20 protein-coding genes are annotated in these 24,556 nt (G+C 73.0%); all 20 read right to left on the minus strand.

Features of this window, described 5'->3' with window-relative positions; genetic code table 11:
- Positions 1-3: 3 nt before the first annotated feature.
- The 20 genes from dnaE to mraZ all read right to left on the minus strand — a co-directional run bounded on the left by dnaE (position 4) and on the right by mraZ (position 24,427).
- Positions 4-3,543, minus strand: coding sequence for a DNA polymerase III subunit alpha (gene dnaE / locus J7523_RS05665; protein WP_291883426.1), 3,540 nt, complete (start codon positions 3,541-3,543; stop codon positions 4-6).
- 120 nt (positions 3,544-3,663) lie between these two features.
- Complete coding sequence (locus tag J7523_RS05670; RefSeq protein ID WP_291883429.1) at positions 3,664-4,602, minus strand: RluA family pseudouridine synthase; 939 nt, start codon at positions 4,600-4,602, stop codon at positions 3,664-3,666.
- Entirely contained in the window at positions 4,595-5,200 is a 606-nt protein-coding gene (gene lspA, locus J7523_RS05675; RefSeq protein ID WP_291883432.1) for a signal peptidase II, read from the minus strand. The genes J7523_RS05670 and lspA overlap by 8 nt, the downstream gene beginning before the upstream one ends.
- A gap of 20 nt (positions 5,201-5,220) precedes the next feature.
- Entirely contained in the window at positions 5,221-5,682 is a 462-nt protein-coding gene (locus J7523_RS05680) for a TraR/DksA family transcriptional regulator (protein ID WP_203758150.1), read from the minus strand.
- 136 nt (positions 5,683-5,818) lie between these two features.
- Positions 5,819-6,487, minus strand: a complete 669-nt coding sequence (locus J7523_RS05685; protein ID WP_291883435.1) for a DivIVA domain-containing protein — start codon at positions 6,485-6,487, stop codon at positions 5,819-5,821.
- 140 nt (positions 6,488-6,627) lie between these two features.
- Entirely contained in the window at positions 6,628-6,912 is a 285-nt protein-coding gene (locus J7523_RS05690) for a YggT family protein (RefSeq protein WP_291883438.1), read from the minus strand.
- Between the two features lie 3 nt (positions 6,913-6,915).
- Positions 6,916-7,407, minus strand: coding sequence for a cell division protein SepF (gene sepF / locus J7523_RS05695; RefSeq protein WP_291883441.1), 492 nt, complete (start codon positions 7,405-7,407; stop codon positions 6,916-6,918).
- A 176-nt stretch (positions 7,408-7,583) separates the two neighbouring features.
- Positions 7,584-8,300 carry a peptidoglycan editing factor PgeF gene (pgeF, locus tag J7523_RS05700; RefSeq protein WP_291883443.1) on the minus strand — a complete coding sequence of 239 codons (717 nt, stop codon included), beginning with the start codon at positions 8,298-8,300 and terminating at the stop codon, positions 7,584-7,586.
- Between the two features lie 26 nt (positions 8,301-8,326).
- Positions 8,327-9,577, minus strand: coding sequence for a cell division protein FtsZ (gene ftsZ / locus J7523_RS05705; protein ID WP_291883445.1), 1,251 nt, complete (start codon positions 9,575-9,577; stop codon positions 8,327-8,329).
- A 218-nt stretch (positions 9,578-9,795) separates the two neighbouring features.
- The gene (locus J7523_RS05710; protein WP_291883448.1) at positions 9,796-10,593 is read right to left on the minus strand and encodes a cell division protein FtsQ/DivIB; all 798 of its coding nucleotides are present in this window, start codon (positions 10,591-10,593) and stop codon (positions 9,796-9,798) included.
- 260 nt (positions 10,594-10,853) lie between these two features.
- Positions 10,854-13,448, minus strand: a complete 2,595-nt coding sequence (murC, locus tag J7523_RS20590; RefSeq protein ID WP_363266542.1) for a UDP-N-acetylmuramate--L-alanine ligase — start codon at positions 13,446-13,448, stop codon at positions 10,854-10,856.
- On the minus strand, positions 13,441-14,685 hold the full coding sequence (gene ftsW, locus J7523_RS05725; protein WP_291883451.1) for a putative lipid II flippase FtsW: 1,245 nt from the start codon (positions 14,683-14,685) through the stop codon (positions 13,441-13,443). Before ftsW ends, murC begins: the two co-directional genes overlap by 8 nt.
- A gap of 6 nt (positions 14,686-14,691) precedes the next feature.
- Entirely contained in the window at positions 14,692-16,107 is a 1,416-nt protein-coding gene (gene murD, locus J7523_RS05730) for a UDP-N-acetylmuramoyl-L-alanine--D-glutamate ligase (protein ID WP_291883455.1), read from the minus strand.
- Positions 16,108-17,190 carry a phospho-N-acetylmuramoyl-pentapeptide-transferase gene (mraY, locus tag J7523_RS05735; protein WP_291883458.1) on the minus strand — a complete coding sequence of 361 codons (1,083 nt, stop codon included), beginning with the start codon at positions 17,188-17,190 and terminating at the stop codon, positions 16,108-16,110.
- Positions 17,187-18,626: a UDP-N-acetylmuramoyl-tripeptide--D-alanyl-D-alanine ligase gene (gene murF / locus J7523_RS05740; RefSeq protein ID WP_291883461.1), complete on the minus strand. Its 1,440-nt coding sequence runs from the start codon at positions 18,624-18,626 to the stop codon at positions 17,187-17,189. Before murF ends, mraY begins: the two co-directional genes overlap by 4 nt.
- A complete protein-coding gene (locus tag J7523_RS05745) occupies positions 18,623-20,194 on the minus strand; it encodes a UDP-N-acetylmuramoyl-L-alanyl-D-glutamate--2,6-diaminopimelate ligase (protein ID WP_291883463.1) in 1,572 nt (523 codons plus the stop codon). Before J7523_RS05745 ends, murF begins: the two co-directional genes overlap by 4 nt.
- Before the next feature lie 106 nt (positions 20,195-20,300).
- A complete protein-coding gene (locus J7523_RS05750; RefSeq protein ID WP_291883465.1) occupies positions 20,301-22,007 on the minus strand; it encodes a penicillin-binding protein 2 in 1,707 nt (568 codons plus the stop codon).
- A 329-nt stretch (positions 22,008-22,336) separates the two neighbouring features.
- Positions 22,337-22,762, minus strand: a complete 426-nt coding sequence (locus J7523_RS05755; protein WP_291883467.1) for a hypothetical protein — start codon at positions 22,760-22,762, stop codon at positions 22,337-22,339.
- Positions 22,759-23,760 (minus strand): 16S rRNA (cytosine(1402)-N(4))-methyltransferase RsmH, encoded by a 1,002-nt coding sequence (gene rsmH, locus J7523_RS05760; protein WP_291883469.1) that lies wholly within the window; start codon positions 23,758-23,760, stop codon positions 22,759-22,761. Before rsmH ends, J7523_RS05755 begins: the two co-directional genes overlap by 4 nt.
- A 190-nt stretch (positions 23,761-23,950) precedes the next feature.
- Complete coding sequence (gene mraZ, locus J7523_RS05765; RefSeq protein ID WP_203758165.1) at positions 23,951-24,427, minus strand: division/cell wall cluster transcriptional repressor MraZ; 477 nt, start codon at positions 24,425-24,427, stop codon at positions 23,951-23,953.
- Positions 24,428-24,556 lie beyond the last annotated feature (129 nt).

Raw genomic sequence — 24,556 nt, forward strand, 5'->3', positions numbered from 1 at the left:
GGGCTAGGACGAGAGGCAGCTCGGACCCAGCAGCGCCTTGAGGTCGCCGTACAGCGACGGCGACCGGCCGACCCGCAGCCCGTCGTCCAGGCGCATGACCGTGGCGCGGCCCGGGCTCGTCAGGCGCAGGTGCACCTCGGTGACGCCCGGGTGGGTCGAGAGCACCTCGCGCAGCCGCTCCACGACGGGCGGCGTGCAGCGCGCGACGGCCATCGACACGACGACTGGCGCGTCGGCCGCCTGCGACACGTCCGGCAGCGACACCTCCATGGCCTGCAGCTGCATCGTCTCGTCGCGGCGGCGCACCCGGCCGCGGACCACCACGACCGCGTCCTCCGCGAGGATCGTCGAGTAGGCCAGGTAGGTCTCGCCGAAGAACATGACCTCGACCGAGCCCTCCATGTCCTCGATGGTGACCGCGGCCCACGGGTTGCCCTGCTTCGACATCTTGCGCTGCAGCGACGTGATGAGTCCCGCGATCACCACCGTCGACCCGTCGGGCCGCGCCTCGTCGGCGAGCAACGTCGCGATCGACACGTCCGCCGCAGCGGCCAGCACGTGCTCGATGCCCGACAGCGGGTGGTCCGACACGTAGAGCCCGAGCATCTCCCGCTCGAACGCGAGCCGCTGCTTCTTGTCCCAGTCCGGCAGGTCGGGGATCGTCACCGCGAAGCCGGGACCGTCGTCGTCACCGCCCATGAGGTCGGCGAACAGGTCGAACTGGCCCTCCGCCTCCTTGCGCTTCACGCCGATGACCGAGTCGACCGCCTGCTCGTGCACGAGCAGCAGCGCCCGGCGCGGGTGGCCCAGCGAGTCGAACGCGCCCGCCTTGATGAGCGACTCGATGGTCCGCTTGTTGCAGACGACGGCCGGCACCTTGTCGAGGAAGTCGGTGAACGACGCGAACGCGCCCTTCTCCTCGCGCGTCCGCACGATCGCGTCGACCACGTTCGCGCCGACGTTGCGGACGGCGGTCAGACCGAACCGGATGTCGTTGCCGACGGCCGTGAAGTTGGCCGACGACGAGTTCACGTCCGGCGGCAGCACCGTGATGCCCATGTGCCGGCACTCGCCGAGGTACAGCGCCGACTTGTCCTTGTCGTCCTTCACGGACGTCAGGAGCGCCGCCATGTACTCGGTCGGGTAGTTCGCCTTGAGGTACGCCGTCCAGTAGGACACGACGCCGTACGCCGCCGAGTGCGCCTTGTTGAACGCGTAGTCGGAGAACGGCAGCAGGATGTCCCACAGCGTCTGGACGGCGGCCATCGAGAAGCCGCGTTCCTTCATGCCGTTCGAGAAACCCTCGAACTGCTTGTCCAGCTCCGACTTCTTCTTCTTGCCCATCGCGCGGCGCAGGATGTCGGCCTGACCGAGCGAGTAGCCGGCGACGCGCTGCGCGATCGCCATGACCTGCTCCTGGTACACGATCAGGCCGTACGTCGTGCCGAGGATGTCCTCGAGCGGCTCCGCGAGCTCAGGGTGGATCGGCGTGACCTCCTGCGCACCGTTCTTGCGCAGCGCGTAGTTGGTGTGCGAGTTCGCGCCCATCGGTCCCGGGCGGTACAGCGCGCCGACGGCCGAGATGTCCTCGAAGTTGTCGGGCCGCATGAGGCGCAGCAGCGTCCGCATGCCGCCGCCGTCGAGCTGGAACACGCCCAGCGTGTCCCCCCGGCCGAGCATCTCGTACGTCTTGCGGTCCGTGAGCTCGAGGTCCTCGAGCACGACCGGGTCCTTGCCGTTCATCACGATGTTCTCGAGCGCGTCGTCGAGAATCGTGAGGTTGCGCAGCCCGAGGAAGTCCATCTTGATCAGGCCGAGGCCCTCGGACGTCGGGTAGTCGAACTGCGTGATGACCGCGCCGTCCTGCGGACGCCGCATGATCGGGATGATGTCGATGAGCGGGTCGCTCGACATGATCACGCCGGCCGCGTGCACGCCCCACTGCCGCTTCAGGCCCTCGATGCCCTTCGCGAGCTCGACGACGCGCTGCGCCTCCGGGTCGACGGCGTGGACCTGGCGGAACTCCTCGGCCTCGTTGTAGCGCTTGTCCGACGGGTCGAAGATGCCCGTGAGGCTGATGTCCTTGCCCATGATCGCGGGCGGCATCGCCTTGGTGAGCTTCTCCCCCATCGCGAACGGCATGCCGAGCAGCCGCGCGGAGTCCTTGAGCGCCTGCTTGGCCTTGATGGTGCCGTACGTGACGATCTGCGCGACGCGGTCCTCGCCGTACTTCTCCGTCACGTACCTGATGACCTCGCCGCGCCGACGCTCGTCGAAGTCGACGTCGAAGTCGGGCATCGAGACGCGGTCGGGGTTGAGGAACCGCTCGAAGATCAGGCCGTGCTGCAACGGGTCGAGGTCCGTGATCTTCATGGCGTACGCCGCCATCGAGCCCGCGCCGGAGCCACGGCCCGGGCCGACACGGATGCCGTGGTCCTTGGCCCAGTTGATGAAGTCGGCGACCACGAGGAAGTACCCGGGGAAGCCCATCTGCGTGATGACTTCGGTCTCGTACTCGGCCTGCTTGCGCACGTCGTCGGGGATGCCGCCCGGGTAGCGCTGGTGGAGGCCCTTCTCGACCTCCTTGACGAACCAGCTCGTCTCGTTCTCCCCCGGCGGGCACGGGTAGTTCGGCATGTAGTTCGCCGACGTGTTGAACGAGACCTCGCACTGCTCCGCGATGCGCAGCGTGTTGTCGCACGCCTCGGGCAGCTCGGCCCAGATGCGCCGCATCTCCGCGGCCGACTTCACGTAGTAGCCGTCGCCGTCGAACTTGAAGCGGTCGGGGTCGGAGAGCGTCGAGCCCGAGTTGATCGCGAGCAGCGCCTCCTGCGACGCGCTGTCCTCCTGCTTGACGTAGTGCAGGTCGTTGGTCGCGACGAGCGGGGCGCCGATGGTCTCCGAGAGCCGCAGCAGGTCCTTGAGGACGCGCGTCTCGATCTCGATGCCGTGGTCCATCAGCTCGACGTAGAAGTACTCCTTGCCGAAGATGTCCTGCAGCTCGCCGGCCGCGCGGACCGCCTCGTCCCACTGGCCGAGGCGCAGGCGCACCTGCACCTCGCCCGACGGGCACCCCGTGGTCGCGATGAGGCCCTTGCCGTAGCGCTCGAGCAGCTCGCGGTCCATGCGCGGCCACTTGCCCATCTGCCCCTCGAGCGAGGCGAGCGAGCTCGCGCGGAACAGGTTGTGCAGGCCCTCGTTGTTGCGGGCGAGCATCGTCATGTGGGTGTACGCACCACGCGCCGAGACGTCGTCCTGCTCCTGACCCTGGCCGCCGTACCGGACGCGCGTCTGGTCGAAGCGGCTCGTGCCCGGCGTGACGTACGCCTCGACGCCGATGATCGGCTTGATCCCGGCGGCCGTGCCCTTCGACCAGAAGTCGTACGCCCCGAACAGGTACCCGTGGTCGGTCGTCGCGATGGCCGTCTGGCCCTGGCGCTCGACCTCCGCGAACAGGTCGCCGAGGCGGGCCGCGCCGTCGAGCATCGAGTACTCGGTGTGCACGTGGAGGTGGACGAAGTCGGAACCTCCAGCTGCTGCCATGCGGGCCATCCTAGGTCGGCCCACCGACACCTCCCGACGCCCGGCCGCCGTGTCGGCGGTGGCGTCGACGACATCCGGCGCGTCGTGCCCGGCGCGTCATTCCGGACGGCCGGAGCTGGCTCAGCGGTACCCGGCGCTCAGCGTGTCGAGGGCCTTCGCGAGGTCCTCGGGGTAGTCGCTGGTCAGCTCGAGCCACTCGCCCGTCCCGGGGTGCTCGAAGCCCAGCCGGACGGCGTGCAGCCACTGCCGGGTCAGCCCGACCTTGGCCGCGAGCGTCGGGTCCGCGCCGTACGTGAGGTCGCCGACGCACGGGTGCCGCAGCGCCGAGAAGTGCACCCGGATCTGGTGCGTGCGCCCGGTCTCCAGGTGCACCTCGACGAGCGACGCCGACGGCAGCATCTCGAGCACCTCGTAGTGCGTGACCGACGGCTTGCCGTCCGCGACCACCGCGAACTTCCAGTCCGCCGACGGGTGCCGGCCGATCGGGGCGTCGATCGTGCCCGTCGTCGGCTCGGGGTGGCCCTGCACGAGCGCGTGGTAGACCTTGTCGACCGTCCGCTCCTTGAAGGCGCGCTTGAGCACGGTGTACGCGTGCTCGCTCTTCGCGACGACCATGAGCCCCGACGTCCCGACGTCCAGCCGGTGCACGACGCCCTGACGCTCCGCAGCCCCCGACGTCGAGATGCGGTACCCCGCGGCAGCCAGCGCACCGACGACCGTCGGCCCGCTCCAGCCCGGCGACGGGTGCGCCGCGACGCCCACCGGCTTGTCCACGACCACCACGTCGTCGTCGTCGTGCACGATCGCCATCCCCGGGACCGGCTCGGGCACGACCTCGACACCCGCCGGCGCCGACGGGTCCGGCAGCTCGACCTCGAGCCAGCCACCGGCCGTGAGCCGGTCCGACTTGCCGAGCTCGCGGCCGTCGAGCCGCACGCCGCCCGCGGCCGCGATCTCCGCCGCCCGGGTCCGGGACAGGCCGAGGAGCCGGGACAGGCCGGCGTCGACGCGCTCACCCGCGAGCCCGTCCGGCACGGGCAACGAGCGGAGCTCAGGCACCTGCGGAGCCTTCCTGGGTCGAGTCGGCATCGACCGCACGGTCGTCGCCCTGTGCCGCGTCGTCGCGCTCCCGCGAGCCGTCGATGCGGATCCCGAGCATCGCCAGCAGCACGACGAGCACGGCCGCGACCACGATCGCGATGTCGGCGACGTTGCCGACGAACCAGTTCCCGTACGCGATGAAGTCCACGACGTGGCCGCGTGCGACACCCGGCTCGCGGAACAGCCGGTCCCCGAGGTTGCCGAGCGCCCCGCCGAGCAGCAGACCGAGCGCGACCGCCCACAGCATGGAGCCGATCCGTCGCGCGGCCCGCACGACGACGACCACGACCGCGATCGCGACCAGCGTCAGCACCCACGTCATCCCCGTCGCGATCGACAGGGCGGCACCGGGGTTCCGCACGAGCTCGAAGCCGAGCAGGCTCCCGAGGACCTCATGCCGCCCCTCGCCCTCGAGAGCCGACAGCGCCCAGACCTTGGTGAGCTGGTCGACCACCAGCACCGACACCGTGATCGCGACGAGCGTCACGAGCAGCCGGCGCCTGCGGGCGGGGGTGGTCAGGTTCTCGACCGTCGCGTCGTCCGTGGTGGTGGGCACCGGTGGAGTCTACGTGCGGGTCAGCGCCGCTCTTCGCGCTGCTTGCACTCCACGCAGAGCGTGGCCCGCGGGAACGCCTGCAGACGCGCCTTGCCGACCGCGCGGCCGCACGACTCGCACGTGGCGAACGTGCCCGCCGCGATCCGGCCGAGTGCGCGCTGAGTCTGCGCGAGCAGGTCGCGCGTGTTGTTGACCAGCGTGAGCTCCTGCTCGCGCTCGAGTGCCGACGAGCCCGAGTCCGCCTGGTCGTCGCCGGCGCCGTCACCCGAGTTGCGCAGCAGGTCGGACAGCTCGGCGTCGGCCGCCGCGAGCTCGCCGGTCAGCCGGTCGATGTCGCCCGTGAGCTCGTCCGCGATGTCCTTGACCTCGCGCGCGGTCCACGGCTTCTCGCCGTCCCGCACCGGGAACTGCCGCACGAGCTTGGACAGCTCCTTGGCGTCGACCGTCGCTGCGACGGCACTCAGTGAGTCGTTGATGGCCACGACCGGGCCCCCCTAGTCCTCGAAGTCACGTGACTCTAAACGGGCAATCTGCATCGCACAACACACCACGCCGGGTGAAACCCGGCGTGGTGTGTGCGTCGTGACCTGCTCGGACGTCGCCGACGAGGGCGAAATCTCAGAGGTTCTGCCCGTCGCCCACCGGCTGCGCCTGACCGGAGCGCGGCGGCAGGGCGTTGCCCCGGTTGTCCAGGTCGCCGAGGAGGTTCTCGAGGTAGCTCTTCAGGCGGGTGCGGTAGTCACGCTCGAACACACGGAGCTCGTCGATCTTGCGCTCGAGGAGCGAGCGCTCCTGCTCGAGCTGGCCGAGCGTGCGCTGCGACGTCTCCTCGGCCTCACGCACGATGCGGTTGGCCTGGCTCTTCGCCTCGCCGATCAGACGGTCGGACTCCTCCTGGCCGCTGCGCACGTAGTCGTCGTGCAGCTTCTGCGCGAGCGCCAGCATGCCGGTGGCCGACTCGGGCTCGTTCGCACGCGAGGGCGTGGGTGCCACGGGAGCGACGACCGGCGGCGCCACGGGGGCGACCGCGGCGGGCACCGGCTCGGGCGCGGGCTCCGGCTTCGGGGCCGGTGCGGCCTGCTGCGCACCCGCACGGCTCAGCTCGGCGATGCGGCGCTCGGCCGCCGCGAGCTTCGTCTTGAGGTCCTCGTTCTCGTTCTGGAGCTCACGGAGGGTGTTGACGACCTCGTCCAGGAAGTCGTCGACCTCGTCCTGGTCATAGCCCTCGCGGAACTTGGTGGCCTGGAACTTCTTGTTCAGGACCTCGTCTGCGGTCAGCAGTGCCATCGTCGTCACCTCTGTCGGTCGAGCTCTCGGTCAGGGCGGCGGCAGTGTTCCTGCGACCGTCTCGGATCACCGTAGCGGACAATCTTCGGGCAGTCCGCCCCGCTCGACACGAGGTCAGAGGTCGCGAGCGGACGGATCGGTCAGAGCCTCCCAAGCACGGACAGGAGCACCGAGCACAGCAGGATCAGCACGAAGAACGCGAGATCCAGGCGCACGGAACCGATGCCGACCGGAGGCAGGAACCGCCGCAGCAGGCGCAGCGGCGGGTCGGTCACGGAGTACGTGACCTCGGCGATGACCAGCGCCACACCACGTGGCCGCCACTCGCGCGCGAAGAACTGCACCCAGTCCAGCACGAGCCGGACGAGCAGCAGCAAGAAGAACGCGAGGACGACGAAGTACAGCAGCGACCAGACGAGCTGCACGCGTCAGCTCTGGTTGAAGAAGCCTGCGCGCGTGGCGGGCTCGGCGGTGGGCGTGGCGTCGCCGGCGACCTCGACGTGCGCGGGCGAGAGCAGGAAGACCTTGCTGGTCACGCGCTCGATGGCACCGTGCAGCCCGAAGATCAGACCCGCGCTGAAGTCGACCAGGCGCTTGGCGTCGGCGTCGTCCATGTCCGTGAGGTTCATGATGACCGGGGTGCCCTCGCGGAACGCCTCACCGATCTTGCGCGCGTCGTTGTAGGAGCGCGGGTGGATCGTGGTGATGCGGCGCAGCTCGCCGGTGTGGGCGGGCGCGGGCACGGCCACGGGAGCCGGGACGGCCGACCGGGCGGGGCGGTGCAGCGGCGTGACCTGGGCCTCGTACTCGTGCTCCACGGTGGCCTCTCCCCCGTCGTACTCCTCGAGGTACTCCTCGTGCTCCGACCTGTCGTCGGCCAGGCCGAGGTACAGCATCGTCTTGCGCAGCGCTCCGGCCATCGGTTCGCTCCCTCCCCGGATCCGCTCCGGACTCCCCCGGAGCCCGGACCCGGACCGGCGGACCACCGGCTGGGGCGGGGACGGGCTCCCTCTGCCGAGCACGCTAGCAACGGGGGCGCCGGACCACATCGCGACACGCCCGACACTCGCGCGCGTCACCTGCACGGACGGTCGGCTCAGCGCTCCGGCGGCCGGACGACCGCGCCGAACCGGCCCGTGACGGACGACCGGCGGAACGAGAAGAGGTCGTCGTCCGTGAACGTGTCGCGCGTCGAGACGGACACCCGGCGGACGCCCTCCTGCTCGAGGATCGCGCGCACGCCCGCGGGGAGGTCGAGCGACGGCGTGCCCCACGAGGTCGTCGACCACGTCGCCGGGACCACCGCCGCGACCTCCTCGCGCAGCTCGGCAGGGACCTCGTACGACGCGCCGGCGATGGCGGGACCGACGGCGGCCCGGATCCGGTCGGTCGCGGCACCCCGTCCGACCATCGCCTCGAGCGTGGCCTGGACGACCCCCGCGACGAGACCGCGGCGACCCGCGTGCACGGCGGCGACGACGCCCGCGACGGGATCGGCGAGCAGCACGGGCACGCAGTCGGCCACGACCACCGCGACCGCGAGGTCCGGGGACACCGAGACGAGCGCGTCGACCTCGGGCGGCTCCGCGGGCGGCGCCTCGACCACGGCGACCGCCCGGCCGTGCACCTGCCGTCCGTACGCGACCGGGGCACCCGCCCAGCGCTCGACGCGGGCCCGGTTGTCGCGCACCGCGGCGGGGTCGTCGCCCACCGCGACACCCAGGTCGAGCGACGCGTACGGCTCCCGGCTCACGCCTCCGGCGCGCGTGGTGAACCCGGCGCGGACGCCGGGCCCGAGGTCGACGAGCTCCACCGGGAGCTCGTCGTCCCCGTATGCCACTACTTGAGGAAGTCCGGGACGTCGAGGTCGTCGCGCTCGCGTCGCGGCGCCTCGTCGGTGAAGATCCGCGGGACCTCGAGAGCACCTGTGATCGGCGTCGGCTCGGCCTCGGTCGACAGGAACGCCGGCACGTCGGGCTGGGCCGGGCGGGCCGCGGCGAGCGACGCGACGGGCACGACGTCGTCGTCCGGGTCGAGGACGGGGCGCGGCGTCGGCAGGCGCGGCGCCTGGGCCGGCGGGACCACACGGGCCGTCGCACCGCTGATCTGGCCGAGCGCGCGGGCGTCCCGGCGGACGACCGGGGAGCCGCCGTCGAACCCAGCGGCGATGACCGTCACGCGGACCTCGTCGCCGAGGGCGTCGTCGATGACCGCACCGAAGATGATGTTGGCCTCGGGGTGCGCCGCCTCCTGGACGAGCCGTGCCGCCTCGTTGATCTCGAACAGCCCGAGGTCCGACCCGCCCTGGATCGAGAGCAGCACGCCGTGGGCACCGTCGATGCTGGCCTCGAGCAGCGGCGACGAGATCGCCATCTCGGCGGCCTGGACGGCACGGTCCTCGCCGCGCGCGAACCCGATGCCCATGAGAGCGGAGCCGGCACCCTGCATGACGGACTTCACGTCGGCGAAGTCGAGGTTGATGAGGCCCGGGGTCGTGATGAGGTCGGTGATGCCCTGGACGCCGGACAGCAGCACCTGGTCGGCGGAGTGGAACGCGTCCAGCACCGAGACCGAACGGTCGGAGATCGACAGCAGGCGGTCGTTCGGGATGACGATGAGCGTGTCGACCTCGGCGCGCAGCGCCTCGATGCCCGTGTCCGCCTGGACCGACCGGCGGCGGCCCTCGAACGTGAACGGCCGCGTGACGACACCGATGGTGAGCGCGCCGAGCGAGCGCGCGATGCGCGCGACGACGGGCGCGCCGCCGGTGCCCGTGCCACCGCCCTCGCCCGCCGTGACGAAGACCATGTCGGCGCCCCGCAGGACGTCCTCGATCTCCTCCTTGTGGTCCTCGGCAGCCTTCTTGCCGACCTCGGGGTCGGCGCCCGCGCCGAGGCCGCGGGTCAGCTCGCGGCCGACGTCGAGCTTGACGTCGGCGTCCGACATGAGCAGGGCCTGGGCGTCGGTGTTGACGGCGATGAACTCGACACCCTTGAGGCCGACCTCGATCATGCGGTTCACGGCGTTCACGCCGCCGCCGCCGATACCGACGACCTTGATGACCGCCAGATAGTTCTGGGGAGCTGCCACGGTGGGTGCCTCTCGTTCTGTGCCGGTCGTGGTCGGTCGCGGGTCCGACCACGGGCCCTGCCGCGACACGCCGCGGCGGGGTTCAACCTTCACCCTCAGGTTGAGGGTTATAGTTATGTCAGGTGCGCTGTCAGTGCGTGACGCTAGGTGGGCTCGCGCACCGGATCAACGACCGCGCCGCGCGTGTCTCCAACCGGGTCCGAAATCGCCCGTCGGGCTCACCGCGTGATCGGCAGCCGCGGCGCCGAGACGTCGAACACCCTGGCCCCCTCGGTCGCGGGCGACGCCCGCAGCGTGCCGAGCACCGCGATCTTCAGGGGTGTCTCGACCGCGCTCCCCCAGTCCACCTCGACCCCGTCGCGCAGCATCATCGTCACCCGGTCCTGCGTGTGCGCGGACACCGAGGCGACCTGCGCGAGCAGGTCGGCCGGCAGCTGCTGCAGCACGGTGAGGACCGCGCGGAGCGCGCGCTTGTCCCCCACCGGGACGTCGACCACGGGCAGGCCCTCGGGTGCGGCGTCGACCCGGCCGACCTGCACGCCGTCCATGTCGAGCAGCGCGAAGCCCGGGCCGGCGCCGTCCTGCGCAGGCTCGGGCACCGCCGCGACGGGCTCGCGCGCCACGAGCACGACCGTGAGCCCGTGCGGCCAGGCCCGGGTCACGCGCGCCTCCCGGACACCCGGGACCTCCAGGACCCGGTCGCGCAGCCCGACGGTGTCGAGCCGAGGCAGGGGCGTGCCTGCGTGCTGGTCGACGGCCGCCAGTACCTGGTCGACCGCGACGACCGTGCCGGCGCCGCGCACCTCGACCTCGCCGGGCTCCAGCACGAGCACGGGCGAGAGGAAGAGCAGCCAGGCCACCGCGGCCACGGCCGCCGCCGCGCACGCCGTGAGCACGACCTTGCGGCGCGCGACCGTACGGCGCGCCTTCGCCCGCTCCGCGAAGCGGGCGACGGACGTCGTCGAGACGACGGGCGGACGGACCGGACCGCCTCGCCCGCCGGTGTAGGTGGTCACCGCCCGGCCGAACGGCGTCGGCGCGGTGTCGGTCGAGACGGGGACGGCCGCCCGCGGGCGAGCGGCCCCGCGCCGGGCCTCCGGCTCCGCACGCGGGGACGGACGAGCCGGCGTCGGCACCGACCGCACCGGCGGGGCCGGGGCGGGACGACGCGCCGCGGTCTCGCTGTCCGGGCGCGGCGCGCCGGTGTCGGCGACCGGACGCGGACCTGCCGGACGCTCCGGCTGCGGCACGCGCGGGCGCGGCGGCCGGGACGGGCTCATGACGTGCCCTGCTCCGCCGCTCGACCGAGCTCGTCCAGCACGACCGGGGCCAGCGCCGTCACGTCACCGGCACCGACGGTCAGGAGCAGGTCCCCCGGTCGGGCCGCCTCCGCGACCGCACGCGCGGCCGCCTCGCGGTCGGCGACGAAGACGGCCTTGCCGGGCGTCGGCACATGCTCGACGAGGAGCCCGCCCGTGACGGTCGGGTCCGGGTCCTCGCGCGCTGCGTACACGTCGGTGACGACGACGACGTCCGCGAGGTCCAGCGCGCGTCCGAACTCCGCGGCGAACGTCCGGGTGCGCGAGTAGAGGTGCGGCTGGAACAGCACGAGCACGCGCCCGTCGCCGACGACCGACCGCGCGGCGCGCAGCAGCGCCGCGACCTCCGTCGGGTGGTGCGCGTAGTCGTCGACGACGCGCACGCCCGCGACCGTGCCGCGGTGCTCGAACCGACGGCCGGTGCCGCGGAACCCGCCCAGCGCGGTCGCCGCGTCGTCCGCGTCGACTCCGAGCCGCCGGGCGGCGACCCAGGCGGCCGCCGCGTTCAGCGCGTTGTGCTCACCGGGCACCGCGAGGCTGACCTCGACGCTGGCGTCCGACGCCTCGAGCGGCACCAGCCACCCGTCGCCCGACGACCGCAGGGCGCCGACCCGGACGTCAGCGTCGGCCGACGTGCCGTACGTGACGACCTCGACGTCGCGCGTCGCCAGGTCGTCGCGCACCCGGTGGACGAGCCGGGCCGCGCCCTCGTCGTCGGCGCACGCGACGAGCAGGCCGCCCGGACGCACCCGACCGGCGAACGCGACGAACGCGTCCTCGAACGCCTCTGTCGACCCGTAGTGGTCCAGGTGGTCGGGCTCGACGTTCGTCACGACCGCGACGAGGGGGGCGTACGCGAGGAACGAGCCGTCGGACTCGTCGGCCTCCGCGACGAACGCCCGGCCGGCGCCGTCGCGGCTCCCACCGAGCGGTCCCTCGTCGGACAGGACGGTGCCGCCGATCGCGAACGACGGGTCCGCGCCGGCGTGCAGCAGCGCGGTCGCGACCATCGCGGACGTCGTCGTCTTGCCGTGCGCGCCGGCGACCGCGACCGCGTCCCGGTCGGCCATGAGCGCGGCGAGTGCCTCCGAGCGGTGCAGGACGCGCAGGCCGAGGGCGCGCGCGCGGGCCAGCTCGGGGTTGGTCTCGCGGACCGCGGACGACACGACGACCGTGTCGACCCCGTCGACGAGCGCGGCGTCGTGCCCGACGTGGACCGTGACGCCCGCGTCCCGTAGGCCCGGGAGCGCGGGCCCGTCGGCGGCGTCCGAGCCGCTCACCGCGAGTCCGCGCGCTGCGAGCAGCGCCGCGACCGCGGACATCCCGGCACCGCCGACACCGACGAGGTGGACGCGCCCGAGCGCCGACAGCCCGGACGGGGCCGGAGCAGGCTGGGGCTCGGTGGGCGCCGGGACGGCGGGCAGCTCACGCTCGACGAGCGCCGCGACCCGGGCGGCCCCGTCGCGCACGCCCACGCGCGCGGCGGCCGCCGCCATCCGTGCGCGCGTCTCCGCGGCGGTGTCGCCGACAAGCAGCACCGGCACGTGCGCGCGGACCCAGGCGGCGTCGAGCTCGTCGTCCTCCACGAGCAGGCCGCCGCCCGCCGCGACGACGGGCCCAGCGTTGAGCCGCTGCTCGCCGTTGCCGATCGGCAGCGGGACGTAGACCGCGGGGATGCCCAGGGCGGCGAGCTCGCTCACGGTGCCCGCACCCGCCCGACCGACGACCACGTCGGCGACCGCGAGCGCCAGATGCATCTCCGCGAGGTACTCGAGCACGTGGTACCGCTCGGCGCCCGGTACGCCGTCGAGCGCCGACCGCACCGCGTCGGCCTTGCCGAGGCCCGTGAGGTGCAGCACCTGGGCGCCCTCGGCCAGCAGCTCGGGCGCCGCGCCGGAGATCGCGGTGTTGATGCTCACCGCGCCCAGCGAGCCGCCGAACACCAGGAGCGTCGGGAGCGCGGGATCGAGGCCGAGCAGCGCCGCGGCGGACCGGCGGGTGCCGTCGGCGTCCGCCTCGCGTGCCGCGAGCAGGTCGGCGATCGACGCGCGCAACGGCAGCCCGGTCAGCTGGGCACCGCGCAGGCGGGTCGCCGGGAACGTCACCGCGACCGCCTTCGCCCACCGTGCGCCCACCCGGTTGGCGAGGCCCGCGCGCGTGTTGCCCTCGTGCACGACGATCGGGATGCGCCGCCGCCGGGCGGCGAGGTACGCCGGGGTCGACACGTAGCCGCCGAAGCCGACGACCACGTCCGCCCCCGACTCGGTGATCGCCCGGTCGGCGGCCCGGACCGCGGCGCGCAGCCGGCCGGGCAGGCGCAGCAGGTCGACGCTGGGCCGGCGCGGGAGCGGCACGCGCGGCACGACCGCGAGCGGGAGACCGCGCTCGGGCACGAGCCGCGCCTCGAGACCCTCGGACGTCCCCAGGACGGTGAGGCGGACGTCGGGCCGCCGGCGCAGCAGCTCGTCGGCCACCGCGAGCAGCGGGTTGACGTGCCCGGCGGTGCCGCCGCCCGCCAGGAGCACCGACCCAGACGTGGGCGTGTCAGCCACGGGCCCTCCCGATGACGGCGAGCGAGCGGCGCACGACCCCGCCGCGCGCGGCGAGGGCCTCGGCGGCACCGGGCTCGTCGCGCGCGAACGCGATCACCACACCGAGGGCGGCCATGGTCATGATGAGCGCCGACCCGCCGGCCGACACGAGCGGCAGCGGGAGGCCGATCACCGGCGCGAGGCCGATGACGACCGCGATGTTCACGAGCGCCTGGCCGATGATCCAGCACAGGATCGCGCCTGTCGTGATCTGCACGAACGGGTCGGGGTGGCGGCGGATGACCCGGATCATGGCGAACGCCAGCAACCCGAAGAGTCCGACGACGAGCAGCGTGCCGATCAGTCCCAGCTCCTCACCGATGATCGCGAAGATGAAGTCGTTGTGGGCGGCGGGCAGGTACGACCACTTCTCGCGGCTCTCCCCCAGCCCGAGACCACCCCAGCCGCCGCTCGCCAGGCCCCAGCCGCCGTGCAGCGTCTGGTAGCACGCGGTCTGGACGTCGCACTCGTTCGACAGCCAGCTCGCGATGCGGTCCGTGCGGTTCTTGCTCGTCACGGTGAGCAGCGCGGCGACACCCGCACCGGCGAGCGCGGCGAGGCCGAACATGCGCAGCGGCACGCCGGCGACGAACAGCGCGCCGGCGACGAGCATGATCATCACGAGGGCCGTGCCGAGGTCGTGGCCCGCCAGCACGACGAGGATCGCCAGCCCCGCGACCGGGACGGCCGGGATCAGCGCGTGCTTCCACTGCTGCAGCAGGTGCAGCTTGCGTGCGAGCACCGCGCCGAGCCACACCGCGAGCGTGAGCTTGATCGTCTCCGACGGCTGCGCGGAGATGCCGCCGACCCGGATCCAGTTCTGGTTGCCGCCGACGCCGGCACCGAGCCCGGGGACGAAGACGAGCAGCTGGAACACGAGGGCGACGCCGAGCGCCGGCCACGCGAACAGCTGCAGGACGCGGACCTTCATGCGCGACAGCACGAACAGCGCCGGCAGGCCGACGAGCGCGAACTTCGCCTGGTCGAAGAACACCGAGTACGCGGAGTTGCCCTGGTCGAGCGACTCGACGCTCGAGCTCGACAGCACCATGACGAGCCCGATGACGAGCAGCAGCGTGGTCGCGCCGACGAGCACGTAGTAGCTCGTCACCGCGCTGTTCCACTGGCCGATCAGCGACCCGGTGCGCTCGGCCGGCGCGGCTGCGGGCGCGCGCGGACCCGTGCGGACGTCAGCCACGGGCCGTCACGCACCCTCGCCGAGCGCACGCACGGCGGCGGCGAACTCCTCACCCCGGGCTGCGTACGACGCGAACTGGTCCATCGACGCGCACGCGGGCGCGAGCAGCACGGTCGACCCGGGCGCCGCCAGGCGGCGGGCCTCCTGCACGGCACGGGTCATCACCGCCCCAGTGTCACCGGCGTCGACCTCGACGACCGGGATGTCCGGTGCGTGTCGGGCGAGCGCGTCGCGCAGCGGGGCACGGTCGACGCCGATGAGCACGACGGCGCGCAGCCGGTCGCGACGCGTCCGGACGAGGTCGTCGAACTGCGCGCCCTTCGCCAGGCCGCCGGCGACCCACACGACCGAGCCGTCCGCGAACGACGCGAGCGACGCGGCCGCCGCGTGGGCGTTCGTCGCCTTGGAGTCGTCCACGTAGGCGACGCCGTCGAGCGTGGCGACCGACGCGATGCGGTGCGCGCCGGGCGCGTACGCGCGCAGCCCGTCACGGACGGCGGACGGGTCGACGCCGTGCGCGAGCGCGAGCGACGCCGCCGCGAGGGCGTCGGCGACGACGTGCGGCGGCACCGTGCCGTCCGGTCCGGCGAGGCGCTGCAGGTCGTCGAGCGTGCCCAGCTCGGCGGCGTGCGTGTGCCGCAGCCGCATGAACCCGCGGTCCACGAGCACGTCCTCGACGAGCCCGACCTGCCCGACGCTCGGCGTGCCGAGCGTGAAGCCGACCGCCAGGGCGCCGTCGACGACGTCCGCCTCGCGCACGAGGTCCGCCGTCAGGGGGTCGGCCACGTTGTAGACGCACGCCACCTGCGCGCGCTCGTAGATCCGGCCCTTGTCCGCGGCGTACGCCTCGAACGAGCCGTGCCAGTCGAGGTGGTCGGGAGCGACGTTGAGCACCGCGGCCGCCTGCGCCGACATCGAGTGCGTGAAGTGCAGCTGGAAGCTCGACAGCTCGACGGCGAGCACGTCGAGCGTGGGGTCGGTCGCGGCTAGCACGACGGGCGTGCCGACGTTGCCGACGGCCAGCGTGCGCTCGCCCGCGGCCTGCAGGATCGACTCGAGCATGCCGACCGTCGTGGTCTTGCCGTTGGTCCCGGTGACGGCGAGCCACGGCGCGGGTCCGTCCGGACGGTCGGCGCGCAGCTGCCAGGCGAGCTCCACCTCGCTCCACACGGGCAGCCCCCGGCCGAGCGCGGCCGCGAGCAGCGGGTGGTGCGGAGCCAGACCCGGCGACGCGACGACGAGCTGAGCCCGGTCGAGACCGGTGCCGGCGAGGAACTCGGCCGAGCCGATGACGTCGTCCGCGGCGTCGTCGACCGGCACGACCCGGGCGCCCTGCGACGCGAGCACGTCCGCGACCGCGCGCCCGGTGACGCCGAGACCGGCGACGACGACGTGCGCACCGTCGAGGTCGAGCGCCGCCACCTAGCCCGCCACCCACTCGGCGTAGAAGATGCCCACCCCGAGCGCCACGAACAACCCGGCGATGATCCAGAACCGGATGACGATCGTGACCTCGCCCCAGCCTTGGAGCTCGAAGTGGTGGTGCAGCGGCGCCATCTTGAACACGCGTTTCCCGGTGAGCCGGAAGAAGCCGATCTGGATGACGTCGGAGAGGACCTCGAGCACGAACAGACCACCGATGATCGCCGCCAGGATCTCGGTGCGGGACAGGATCGACAGACCGGCCAGCGCCCCACCGAGCGCCAGCGAGCCGGTGTCGCCCATGAAGATCTTCGCGGGGCTCGCGTTCCACCACAGGAAGCCGAAGCACGCACCGGTGATCGCGGCGGCGACGACGGCGAGCGACAGGGGGTCCCGGGTCTCGTAGCAGCGCGGGCCCGCCGACGCGAGCACCTGGCAGCTCTGGTTGAACTGCCACACGCCGACGATGACGTAGGCGCCGAACACGATGAGCGAGACGCCCGTCGCGAGGCCGTCGAGGCCGTCCGTGAGGTTCACGGCGTTGGACCAGGCGGTGATGAGGAAGTTCGCCCAGATCACGAACAGCAGCAGCCCGACCGTCATGCCGGCGAACGCGAGGTCCACGTTGGTGTCGCGGATGAACGAGATGCGCGTCGACGCGGGCGTGCGGAACTTCTCGTTCGCGAACTGCAGCGCCGCCACCGCGAACGTCACGCCGACGATGCCCTGCCCGAGGATCTTCCAGCGCGCCTTGAGCCCGAGGCTGCGCTGCCGGGAGATCTTGATGTAGTCGTCGAGGAACCCGACGAGGCCGAGGCCCGTCATGAGGAACAGCACGAGGACGGCGGACGCGCTCGGCAGCGTGCCGGTCACGGCGAGCGCGCCGGCCCACCCGAGGACGGTCGCACCGATGATGACGACGCCGCCCATCGTCGGGGTGCCGCGCTTCGTGAAGTGCGCCGTCGGTCCGTCCTGGCGGATGAACTGGCCGTACTGCTTACGCACGAGGAACCGGATGAACAGCGGTGTGCCGAGCAGCGCGATGAGCATGGAGAGCCCACCGGCGAGCAGGAGCGCCCTCACGAGGCGGCCTCCCCCACGAGCTGGTCACCGAGCCGCCAGAGGCCAGCGCCGTACGACGACTTCACGAGCACGACGTCCCCCTCGCGCAGCTCGTGCTCGAGGAAGAGCCGGGCGTTCTCGAGGTCGTCGACGAGCACGACCTCGTCACCCCACGACCCCTCGTGGTTCGCGCCGTCGCGGATCGCCCGCGCCCCTTCGCCCACCACGACGGTGAGGCCGATGTTCAGGCGGACGACGAGCCGGCCGATCTCGTCGTGCGCGTCGCGCGCCCCGGGGCCGAGCTCGAGCATCTCGCCGAGCACCGCGACCGACCGGCGGTCGCGGCCCGCCAGCACGGCCAGCGCCTTGAGCGCCGCGCGCATCGAGTCGGGGTTCGCGTTGTAGGAGTCGTCGACGACCGTCACGCCGTCGGGCCGGTCCACCACGTGCATCCGGTGCGGGCTCAGCGCGTCGGCCGCGGTCAGCCCCGCGGCGACCTCGGCGAGGCTCAGGCCGACGGCCCGGGCGGCGGCCGCGGCGGCCAGCGCGTTGTGCACGTGGTGCTCGCCCACGAGCCGCAGGTCGACGTCGGCGGCCTCCTCGCCGTCCTGCGTGCGCTCGACGAGCGTGAACCGCGCCCGCCCGGCACGGTCGAGCCGCACGTCGCGGGCACGCACGGCCGCGTCTGACGCCTCCCCGAACAGCACGACCTCGCCCGGCGCGGCCGCGGACATCGCCCGCACGCGCAGGTCATCGGCGTTGAGCACCGCGACACCGTCGGGCACGAGGCCCTCGACGATCTCGCGCTTCGCCGTCGCGACCGCCTCGATCCCGCCGAACTCGCCGATGTGCGCCTGCCCGACGACGAGCACGACCGCGACGTCGGGCGGCGCGATCCGGGTGAGGTAGGTCAGGTGGCCGATCCCGCTCGCGCCCATCTCCAGGACGAGGAACCGCGTCGACTCGTCGGCCCGCAGCACGGTGAGCGGCAGGCCGATCTCGTTGTTGAACGACCGGACCGGCGCGATCGTCGGGCCGACGCTGCCGCACAGCTGCGACAGCAGGTCCTTCGTCGTCGTCTTGCCGACCGACCCCGTCACGCCGATCACGCGCAGGTCGCTGCCGCCCGGCTCGAGCGCGGCCTCGCGCAGCCGCTCGAGGACCGTGCGCGCGAGCTCGCCGAGCGCGACCTCGACGTCGTCGACGACGACCGTCGGCAGGTCCCGGTCGCCGTCGCGCAGCTCACGGTTCGCGAGCACGAGCGCCGCGCCCGCGTCCACGGCCGTCACGGCGTAGTCGTGCCCGTCCACGTGCTCGCCCGGCAGGGCGACGAACAGGCCGCCCGGCAGCACGTCGCGCGAGTCGACCACGACGGGTCCGCTCACCACGAGGGCCGGGTCCGCGTGCAGCACGCCGCCCGTCGCGGCCGCGATCTCGGCCGCCGTCAGGGCGATCACGCGTGCTGCTCCGCCCGCTGGTCGGGTCCGGCGGCGTACGCCGCCTGGAGCACGTCACGGTCGTTGTACCGGTGGAACACCCCGGCGATCTCCTGTGTCGGTTCGTGGCCCTTGCCCGTGATGATCACGGTGTCCTGCGGGGTCGCGAGGGACAGGGCGTCGCGGATGGCCTGCGCGCGGCTCGTCGCCTCGTGCACGTCGGTCAGGTCCGGGCGCTGCGCCCGCACCCCGTCGAGGATGGCGGACCGGATGGCTTCGGGCTGCTCGGAACGGGGGTTCTCGTCCGTGACGACGATCACGTCCGCGAGCCGGGCGGCGATCTCGCCCATGATCGGGCGCTTGCCCTGGTCGCGGTCGCCATCCGACCCGAAGACGAGCACGAGCCGCCCCGGGGTGATCGGACGCACGGCCTCGAGGGCCAGCACGAGCGCGTCCGGGGTGTGCGCGTAGTCGACGAGCGCGAGGGGCCAGCGCTCGTCGCGCTCGATGACCCGCTCCATGCGACCGGGGATCTCGTGCGCGTGCGCGACCGCGTCGATCGCGACGTCGAGGTCCACGCCGGCGGCGTGCGCGAGGACGATCGCCGTCGCCGCGTTGGAGACGTTGACGAGACCCGGCAGCGGGCTCGCCGCCGTGTGCTCCGCGCCGTCAGGACCGCGCAGCACGAACGACGAGCCGACGCCGTCGAGCCCGATGTCCGCGGCGACCACGGTCCAGTCGGCGACCACGTCGGCACCGACGTGCGTCGAGACGGACTCGACCGGGATCGGCGACTCCTCGACGAGCCGGCGGCCCCACTCGTCGTCGACCACGACGACCCCCCGCCGGGCCTGGCCCGACGCGAACAGGCGCGACTTGTCGCGGAAGTACCCCTCCATGTCGCCGTGGAAGTCGAGGTGGTCGCGCTGCAGGTTGGTGAACCCGACGACGTCGAACGTCAGCCCGCGCACCCTGCCCAGCGCGAGCGCGTGCGACGACACCTCCATGGCGACCGCCGTGGCGCCCCGCTCGCGCGCGAGCGCGAGGATCGCCTGCAGCGCGGGCGCCTCGACCGTGGTGCGCGGGCTCTCGATCGCCTCCTCGCCGATCCGGAGCTCGACCGTGCCCAGCACGGCGGTCAGGGCGTGCGCGGCCCGCAGCGCGGCGTCGACGAAGTAGGTGGTCGTCGTCTTGCCGTTCGTGCCCGTGACCCCGACCGTCACGAGGTCGGTCGCCGGCGTGCCGTACGCCCACGCGGCGACCGGTCCGGCCAGCGCGCGCGGGTCCTCGGCGACGAGCACCGGCACGTCGAGGTGCGCGCACTCCCCCGCGCCGACGGCGTCCGTGAGGACCGCGACCGCACCGGCGGCGACCGCCTGGGCCGCGTACGCGGCGCCGTGCACCTTGAGGCCCGGGACCGCGACGAACACGTCGCCGGGGACCACCTCGGTGCTCGCGAGCGTCACGCCGGTGAACGAGGTGTCGGGATCGGCCGGTCGACCGGCGCTGACCAGGGAGAACGTGCTGAGGAGCTCGTCCATCCGGCGGGACTCGGGATGCTGGGGGCGCATCCGGACCGGTGACGTCATGCGGAGAATCTACCGTGCACGCACGTCGCCGACCGTCGGTCCGCGCACCGTCGCCCCGACCCCTGGGCGGCTCCGGGGACGGCGGGGACGCCGGTCACCGCGTCCCTCACCACGTCGTCGGGAACAGCTGAGGCGTCGCCCCCGACGGCGCCACGCCCAGGTCGCCGAGCGTGTAGCCGGCGACGTCGCTGAACACCGGGGCCGCCACGGTGCCGCCGTAGATCGACGACCGCGGGTTGTGCAGGATCACGGCCACCGCGATGCGCGGGTCGTCCGCCGGTGCGACGCCGATGAAGGACGCCGTGATCCCCTGCACGCCGCCGACCCAGTTCTGCGCGGTACCGGTCTTGCCTGCCACCTGGTAGCCCGGGATCGCGGCGCTCGAGCCGGTGCCGTCGTCGACGACGCTGCCCATCATCGTGAGCACGGTCTTCGCCGTCTCGGGCGAGACCACCTGCGTCGTCGGCGCGGCCGGCGACGGCGTGTAGGTGCCGTCGGCGGTCGTCCAGCCCTTGATGATGTGCGGCTGCACCCGGACCCCGCCGTTCGCGATCGTCGCGAACACCTGCACCGCCTGGATCGCCGTCACCGACACCGCCTGGCCGAACAGGACCGCGAACTTGTCGCGCCGCTGCCAGTCCTCGACCGGGTGCAGCAGGCCGGACGACTCGTTGGGCATCTCGATGCCCGTCTTCGACCCGAACCCGAACTTCGCCAGGTAGTCGTACCGCGTCTGCACCGGCAGGTTCTGGCCGATCATCACGGTGCCCGTGTTCGAGGACTCGGCGAGCACGCCCGTCGTCGTGAGGTTGAGGACGCCGTGCTCGTGGGAGTCCTTGAAGGTCTCCTTGCCGTCCGGCGAGTAGGTGTACGGCACCTGCCACTGGTCGGTGGGCGTCGCGATGTGGTTCTCGAGGATCGCCGCCATCGTCACGACCTTGCCCGTCGAGCCCGGCTCGAACACGTCCGAGACGGCGCTCGACAGCGACCCCTTGGCGTCGCCGGGGTGGTTCGGGTCCACGGTGTTCGAGTCGGCCAGCGCGTAGATCTCGCCGGTCTTCGTGTCCATCACGATGATCGTGCCCGAGTCGGCCCCCGTGGCCGCGACCTGCGCCGTGAGCGCCTGCTGGGCCTTCCACTGCACGTCCGAGCGCAGGGTCAGCTGGACCGAGTCGCCCTGCTTGGCCGGCTCGTCCTTGGAGTAGCCGCCGGGGATCGCCTGCCCGTGGATGCCGCTCTCGTACGTCTCGGAGCCCGCCGTGCCCTGCAGCTTCTCGTCGAGCGACCGCTCGAGCCCCGCCAGGCCGACCCCGTTGGAGTTGACGTAGCCGATGACGTTCCCGGCGAGGTTCCCGTTCGGGTACACGCGCTCTGCGACCTTGTCCACGTTGATGCCGGGCAGCTGCAGCGCCCGGATCTGGCGCGCGACGTCAGGCAGCACGTTCTTTCGGATGTACTTGAACGAGCGGTCGCCCACGAGCATGCCGCCGAGCTCTGCGGCGCTCATGTCGAGCAACGGCGCGAGACGGGCGGCGGCTCCGGCGGCACCGTCGGGGACGGCGGGCGTTCCCGTGCTGCGGAACTGCCCGATCAGCTTCTGGTTCACCGAGATGTCGTAGCGCTCGACGGACGAGGCCAGGGCGACGCCGTTCGCGTCCGTGATCTGCCCGCGCGTCCCGAGCTGCGAAAACGACAGGAGCCGCGCGTCGCGCGCCTCGGCGGCGATCTCCGGGCCGCGCAGGCCCTGCACGTAGACGAGACGGCCCGCGAAGACCGCGATGACGGCGACGATCGCGATCGTGAGGAACGCCATCCGTCCGCGTGACCCCGAGACGGGCGGCCGCGGCCCCCGCGGCGGCGGCGGAACGACCGTGCGGCCGACCGGTCCGCGGCCGGAACCTCGTGGACGCGGCACCACGCCGGTCGTCGGACGCGCCGACACCGTCCTGGCGGGGCGGGCGCCGGCCGTGCCCGAACGATCGCGTGGTGTGCTCGCCGTGCGCGGCTGGGTCGCGTCCGGCCGTGGTCCCGCCGTGCGCGGCGCACCCGTGGCCCGGGCGGCACCAGGCGTGCGGGCGGCGGACATGCGCCCAGTGTGCGGGCCGCGCGACGAAGACCGGGTCGACCCGCCGACGGGCGTCGTCATCCGCCGGCTCCGGCGGGTGCCGGCGCCCCCTGCACTGTGCCGTCGGACAGGGTGACCCAACCGGTGCCGTCGGCCGGCACCATGCCGAGCTCCTGCGCCTTCTGGGCGAGCTGAGCCGGTGCCGCCATGCGGTCGAGCTCGGCGTCGAGGTCCTTCTGGTCCTGGTCGAGCCGGCCCAGCTCGTTGGCCAGGCGGTACTGCTCGTACGACCCCTGCGCCATCTGCGTGTTGAGCAGCAGGGCCGACAGCAACGCACCGGCGAGGATCGCCATGCACGCGAGCACGAACGGCACGCGCGTGCGGGTCGTCTGCGGCGCGCGGACCAGCAGGAGCCGGGGTGCCGGCGCCTGCTCCGGACGGGGACGTGCCGGTGCCGGGTAGGCGCGCGCGGCGCTGGTACGGACTGCTGACTGAGCGCTCATGCTGCCCTCCTGCCGGACTGGGGACCACGCATGTGGTCGGGGGTGGGACGGATCCGCTCCGCCGCGCGGAGGCGGACGGACTGGGACCGGGGGTTGCGGGCGAGCTCGGCCTCGTCGGCCTCCTCCGCCCCGCGGGTCACGAGCCGCAGGTACGGCGCGTGGGTCTCGGGCTCGACCGGGAGGTCGGGCGGCGCGCTCGACGTGGCTCCGGCCGCGAACGCCCGCTTGACGATCCGGTCCTCGAGGGACTGGTAGGCCTCGACGACGATGCGACCGCCGACCGCGAGCGTCTCGATCGAGGCCGGCACCGCGCGCTCGAGGACCTCGAGCTCACCGTTCACCTCGATGCGCAGCGCCTGGAACGTGCGCTTGGCCGGGTGGCCGCCCGTCTTGCGCGTCGCGGCCGGGATGTTGGCCCGCACCAGGTCGACGAGCTCGCCGGTCCGGGTCAGCGGGGTCGTGGCGCGCGTCCGCACGATCGCCCGGGCGATGCGCGGCGCGAACCGCTCCTCGCCGTACTCCCGCAGGATCCGGGCGAGCGCGCGCTCGTCGTACGTGTTGAGCACGTCCGCCGCCGTGAGGCCCGTGGTCGCGTCCATCCGCATGTCCAGCGGGGCGTCCTGCGCGTACGAGAAGCCGCGGTCGACCTCGTCGAGCTGCAGCGACGAGACGCCGAGGTCCATGAGGACGCCCTGTACCTGCGCGATGCCGAGACCGGCGAGCACGGCGCCGATCTCGTCGTAGATCGCGTGCACCGGCGTGAACCGGTCGCCGAACGGGGCGAGCCGGCGGCCCGCGAGCTCGAGCGCCTGCGTGTCGCGGTCCAGCCCGACGACGCGCACGTGCGGGAACGCCCGCAGCACGCCCTCCGTGTGCCCGCCCATGCCGAGCGTCGAGTCGACCATCACGGCGCCGTCGCCCGCGAGCGCCGGCTCGAGCAGGTCGAGGCAGCGCTGGAGCAGCACCGGCGTGTGACGGCTGGCGGCGTCGTCGGTCATGGCTGCTCCTCTCGGTGCGTCGGGGGTGTGTGGTCAGGCGGCCCCTCCGCCGTCCGACCAGATCCCCCACCGACCCCCTGACGCCGGGGAAGTGCGTCAGGAAGGACGGGAGGAGGTCTCGTCGGGCGGGAGTGCGGGCGTGCGGTGCGGGTGCGGGGCGAGGCTGTCGAGCGGTGGAGCGGTCGTGCGGTCAGAACGGGCCGTTCGGGAAGACCTCCTCCGCGGTGTCGGCGTAGCCGGCCTCCTGCTCGGCGAGGTACGTCTCCCACGCCTCGAGGTCCCAGATCTCGACGCGCGTGCCCGCACCGATCACGGCCACGTCGCGGTCGAGACCGGCGTACTTGCGCAGCATCGGCGGGATCGAGATGCGGCCCTGCCGGTCCGGCAGCTCGTCGCTCGCGCCCGACAGGAACACGCGCAGGTAGTCGCGCGCCTGCTTGCTCGTGACGGGCGCCTGACGCAGCTGGTCGTGCATGCGGCGGAACTCGTCCATCGGGAGCAGGAAGAGGCAGCGCTCCTGCCCGCGCGTCATGACCAGCCCAGGGGCGAGCTGGCCGCGGAACTTCGCGGGAAGGATGAGCCGGCCCTTCTCGTCGAGGCGCGGGGTGTAGGTGCCGAGGAAGGGCGCGAACGACCCGACGAAGCCGGCGGACGACTCATGGGTCACCCCGCCTCCTTCCTCAGGTCCGGTCCCGCACTCGGTGCCGCGCTCCCCGCCTCACCACGTGCCTCCACGGTACTCCACTTCCCTCCACCGGCCACCGGAAGAGAGGCCCATTTCACCCGAACGTGGGGG

Source organism: Cellulomonas sp., assembly GCF_017744555.1.
Lineage (GTDB): Bacteria > Actinomycetota > Actinomycetes > Actinomycetales > Cellulomonadaceae > Cellulomonas.

Coding starts and splice junctions, on each gene's coding strand:
- J7523_RS05750 (WP_291883465.1), bottom strand. CDS start 22,007: ATGGCGTTCCTCACGATCGCGATCGTCGCCGTCATCGCGGTCTTCGCG.
- J7523_RS05755 (WP_291883467.1), bottom strand. CDS start 22,762: ATGAGCGCTCAGTCAGCAGTCCGTACCAGCGCCGCGCGCGCCTACCCG.
- dnaE (WP_291883426.1), bottom strand. CDS start 3,543: ATGGCAGCAGCTGGAGGTTCCGACTTCGTCCACCTCCACGTGCACACC.
- J7523_RS05745 (WP_291883463.1), bottom strand. CDS start 20,194: ATGACGTCACCGGTCCGGATGCGCCCCCAGCATCCCGAGTCCCGCCGG.
- sepF (WP_291883441.1), bottom strand. CDS start 7,407: ATGGCCGGAGCGCTGCGCAAGACGATGCTGTACCTCGGCCTGGCCGAC.
- J7523_RS05685 (WP_291883435.1), bottom strand. CDS start 6,487: ATGGCACTGCTGACCGCAGACGAGGTCCTGAACAAGAAGTTCCAGGCC.
- rsmH (WP_291883469.1), bottom strand. CDS start 23,760: ATGACCGACGACGCCGCCAGCCGTCACACGCCGGTGCTGCTCCAGCGC.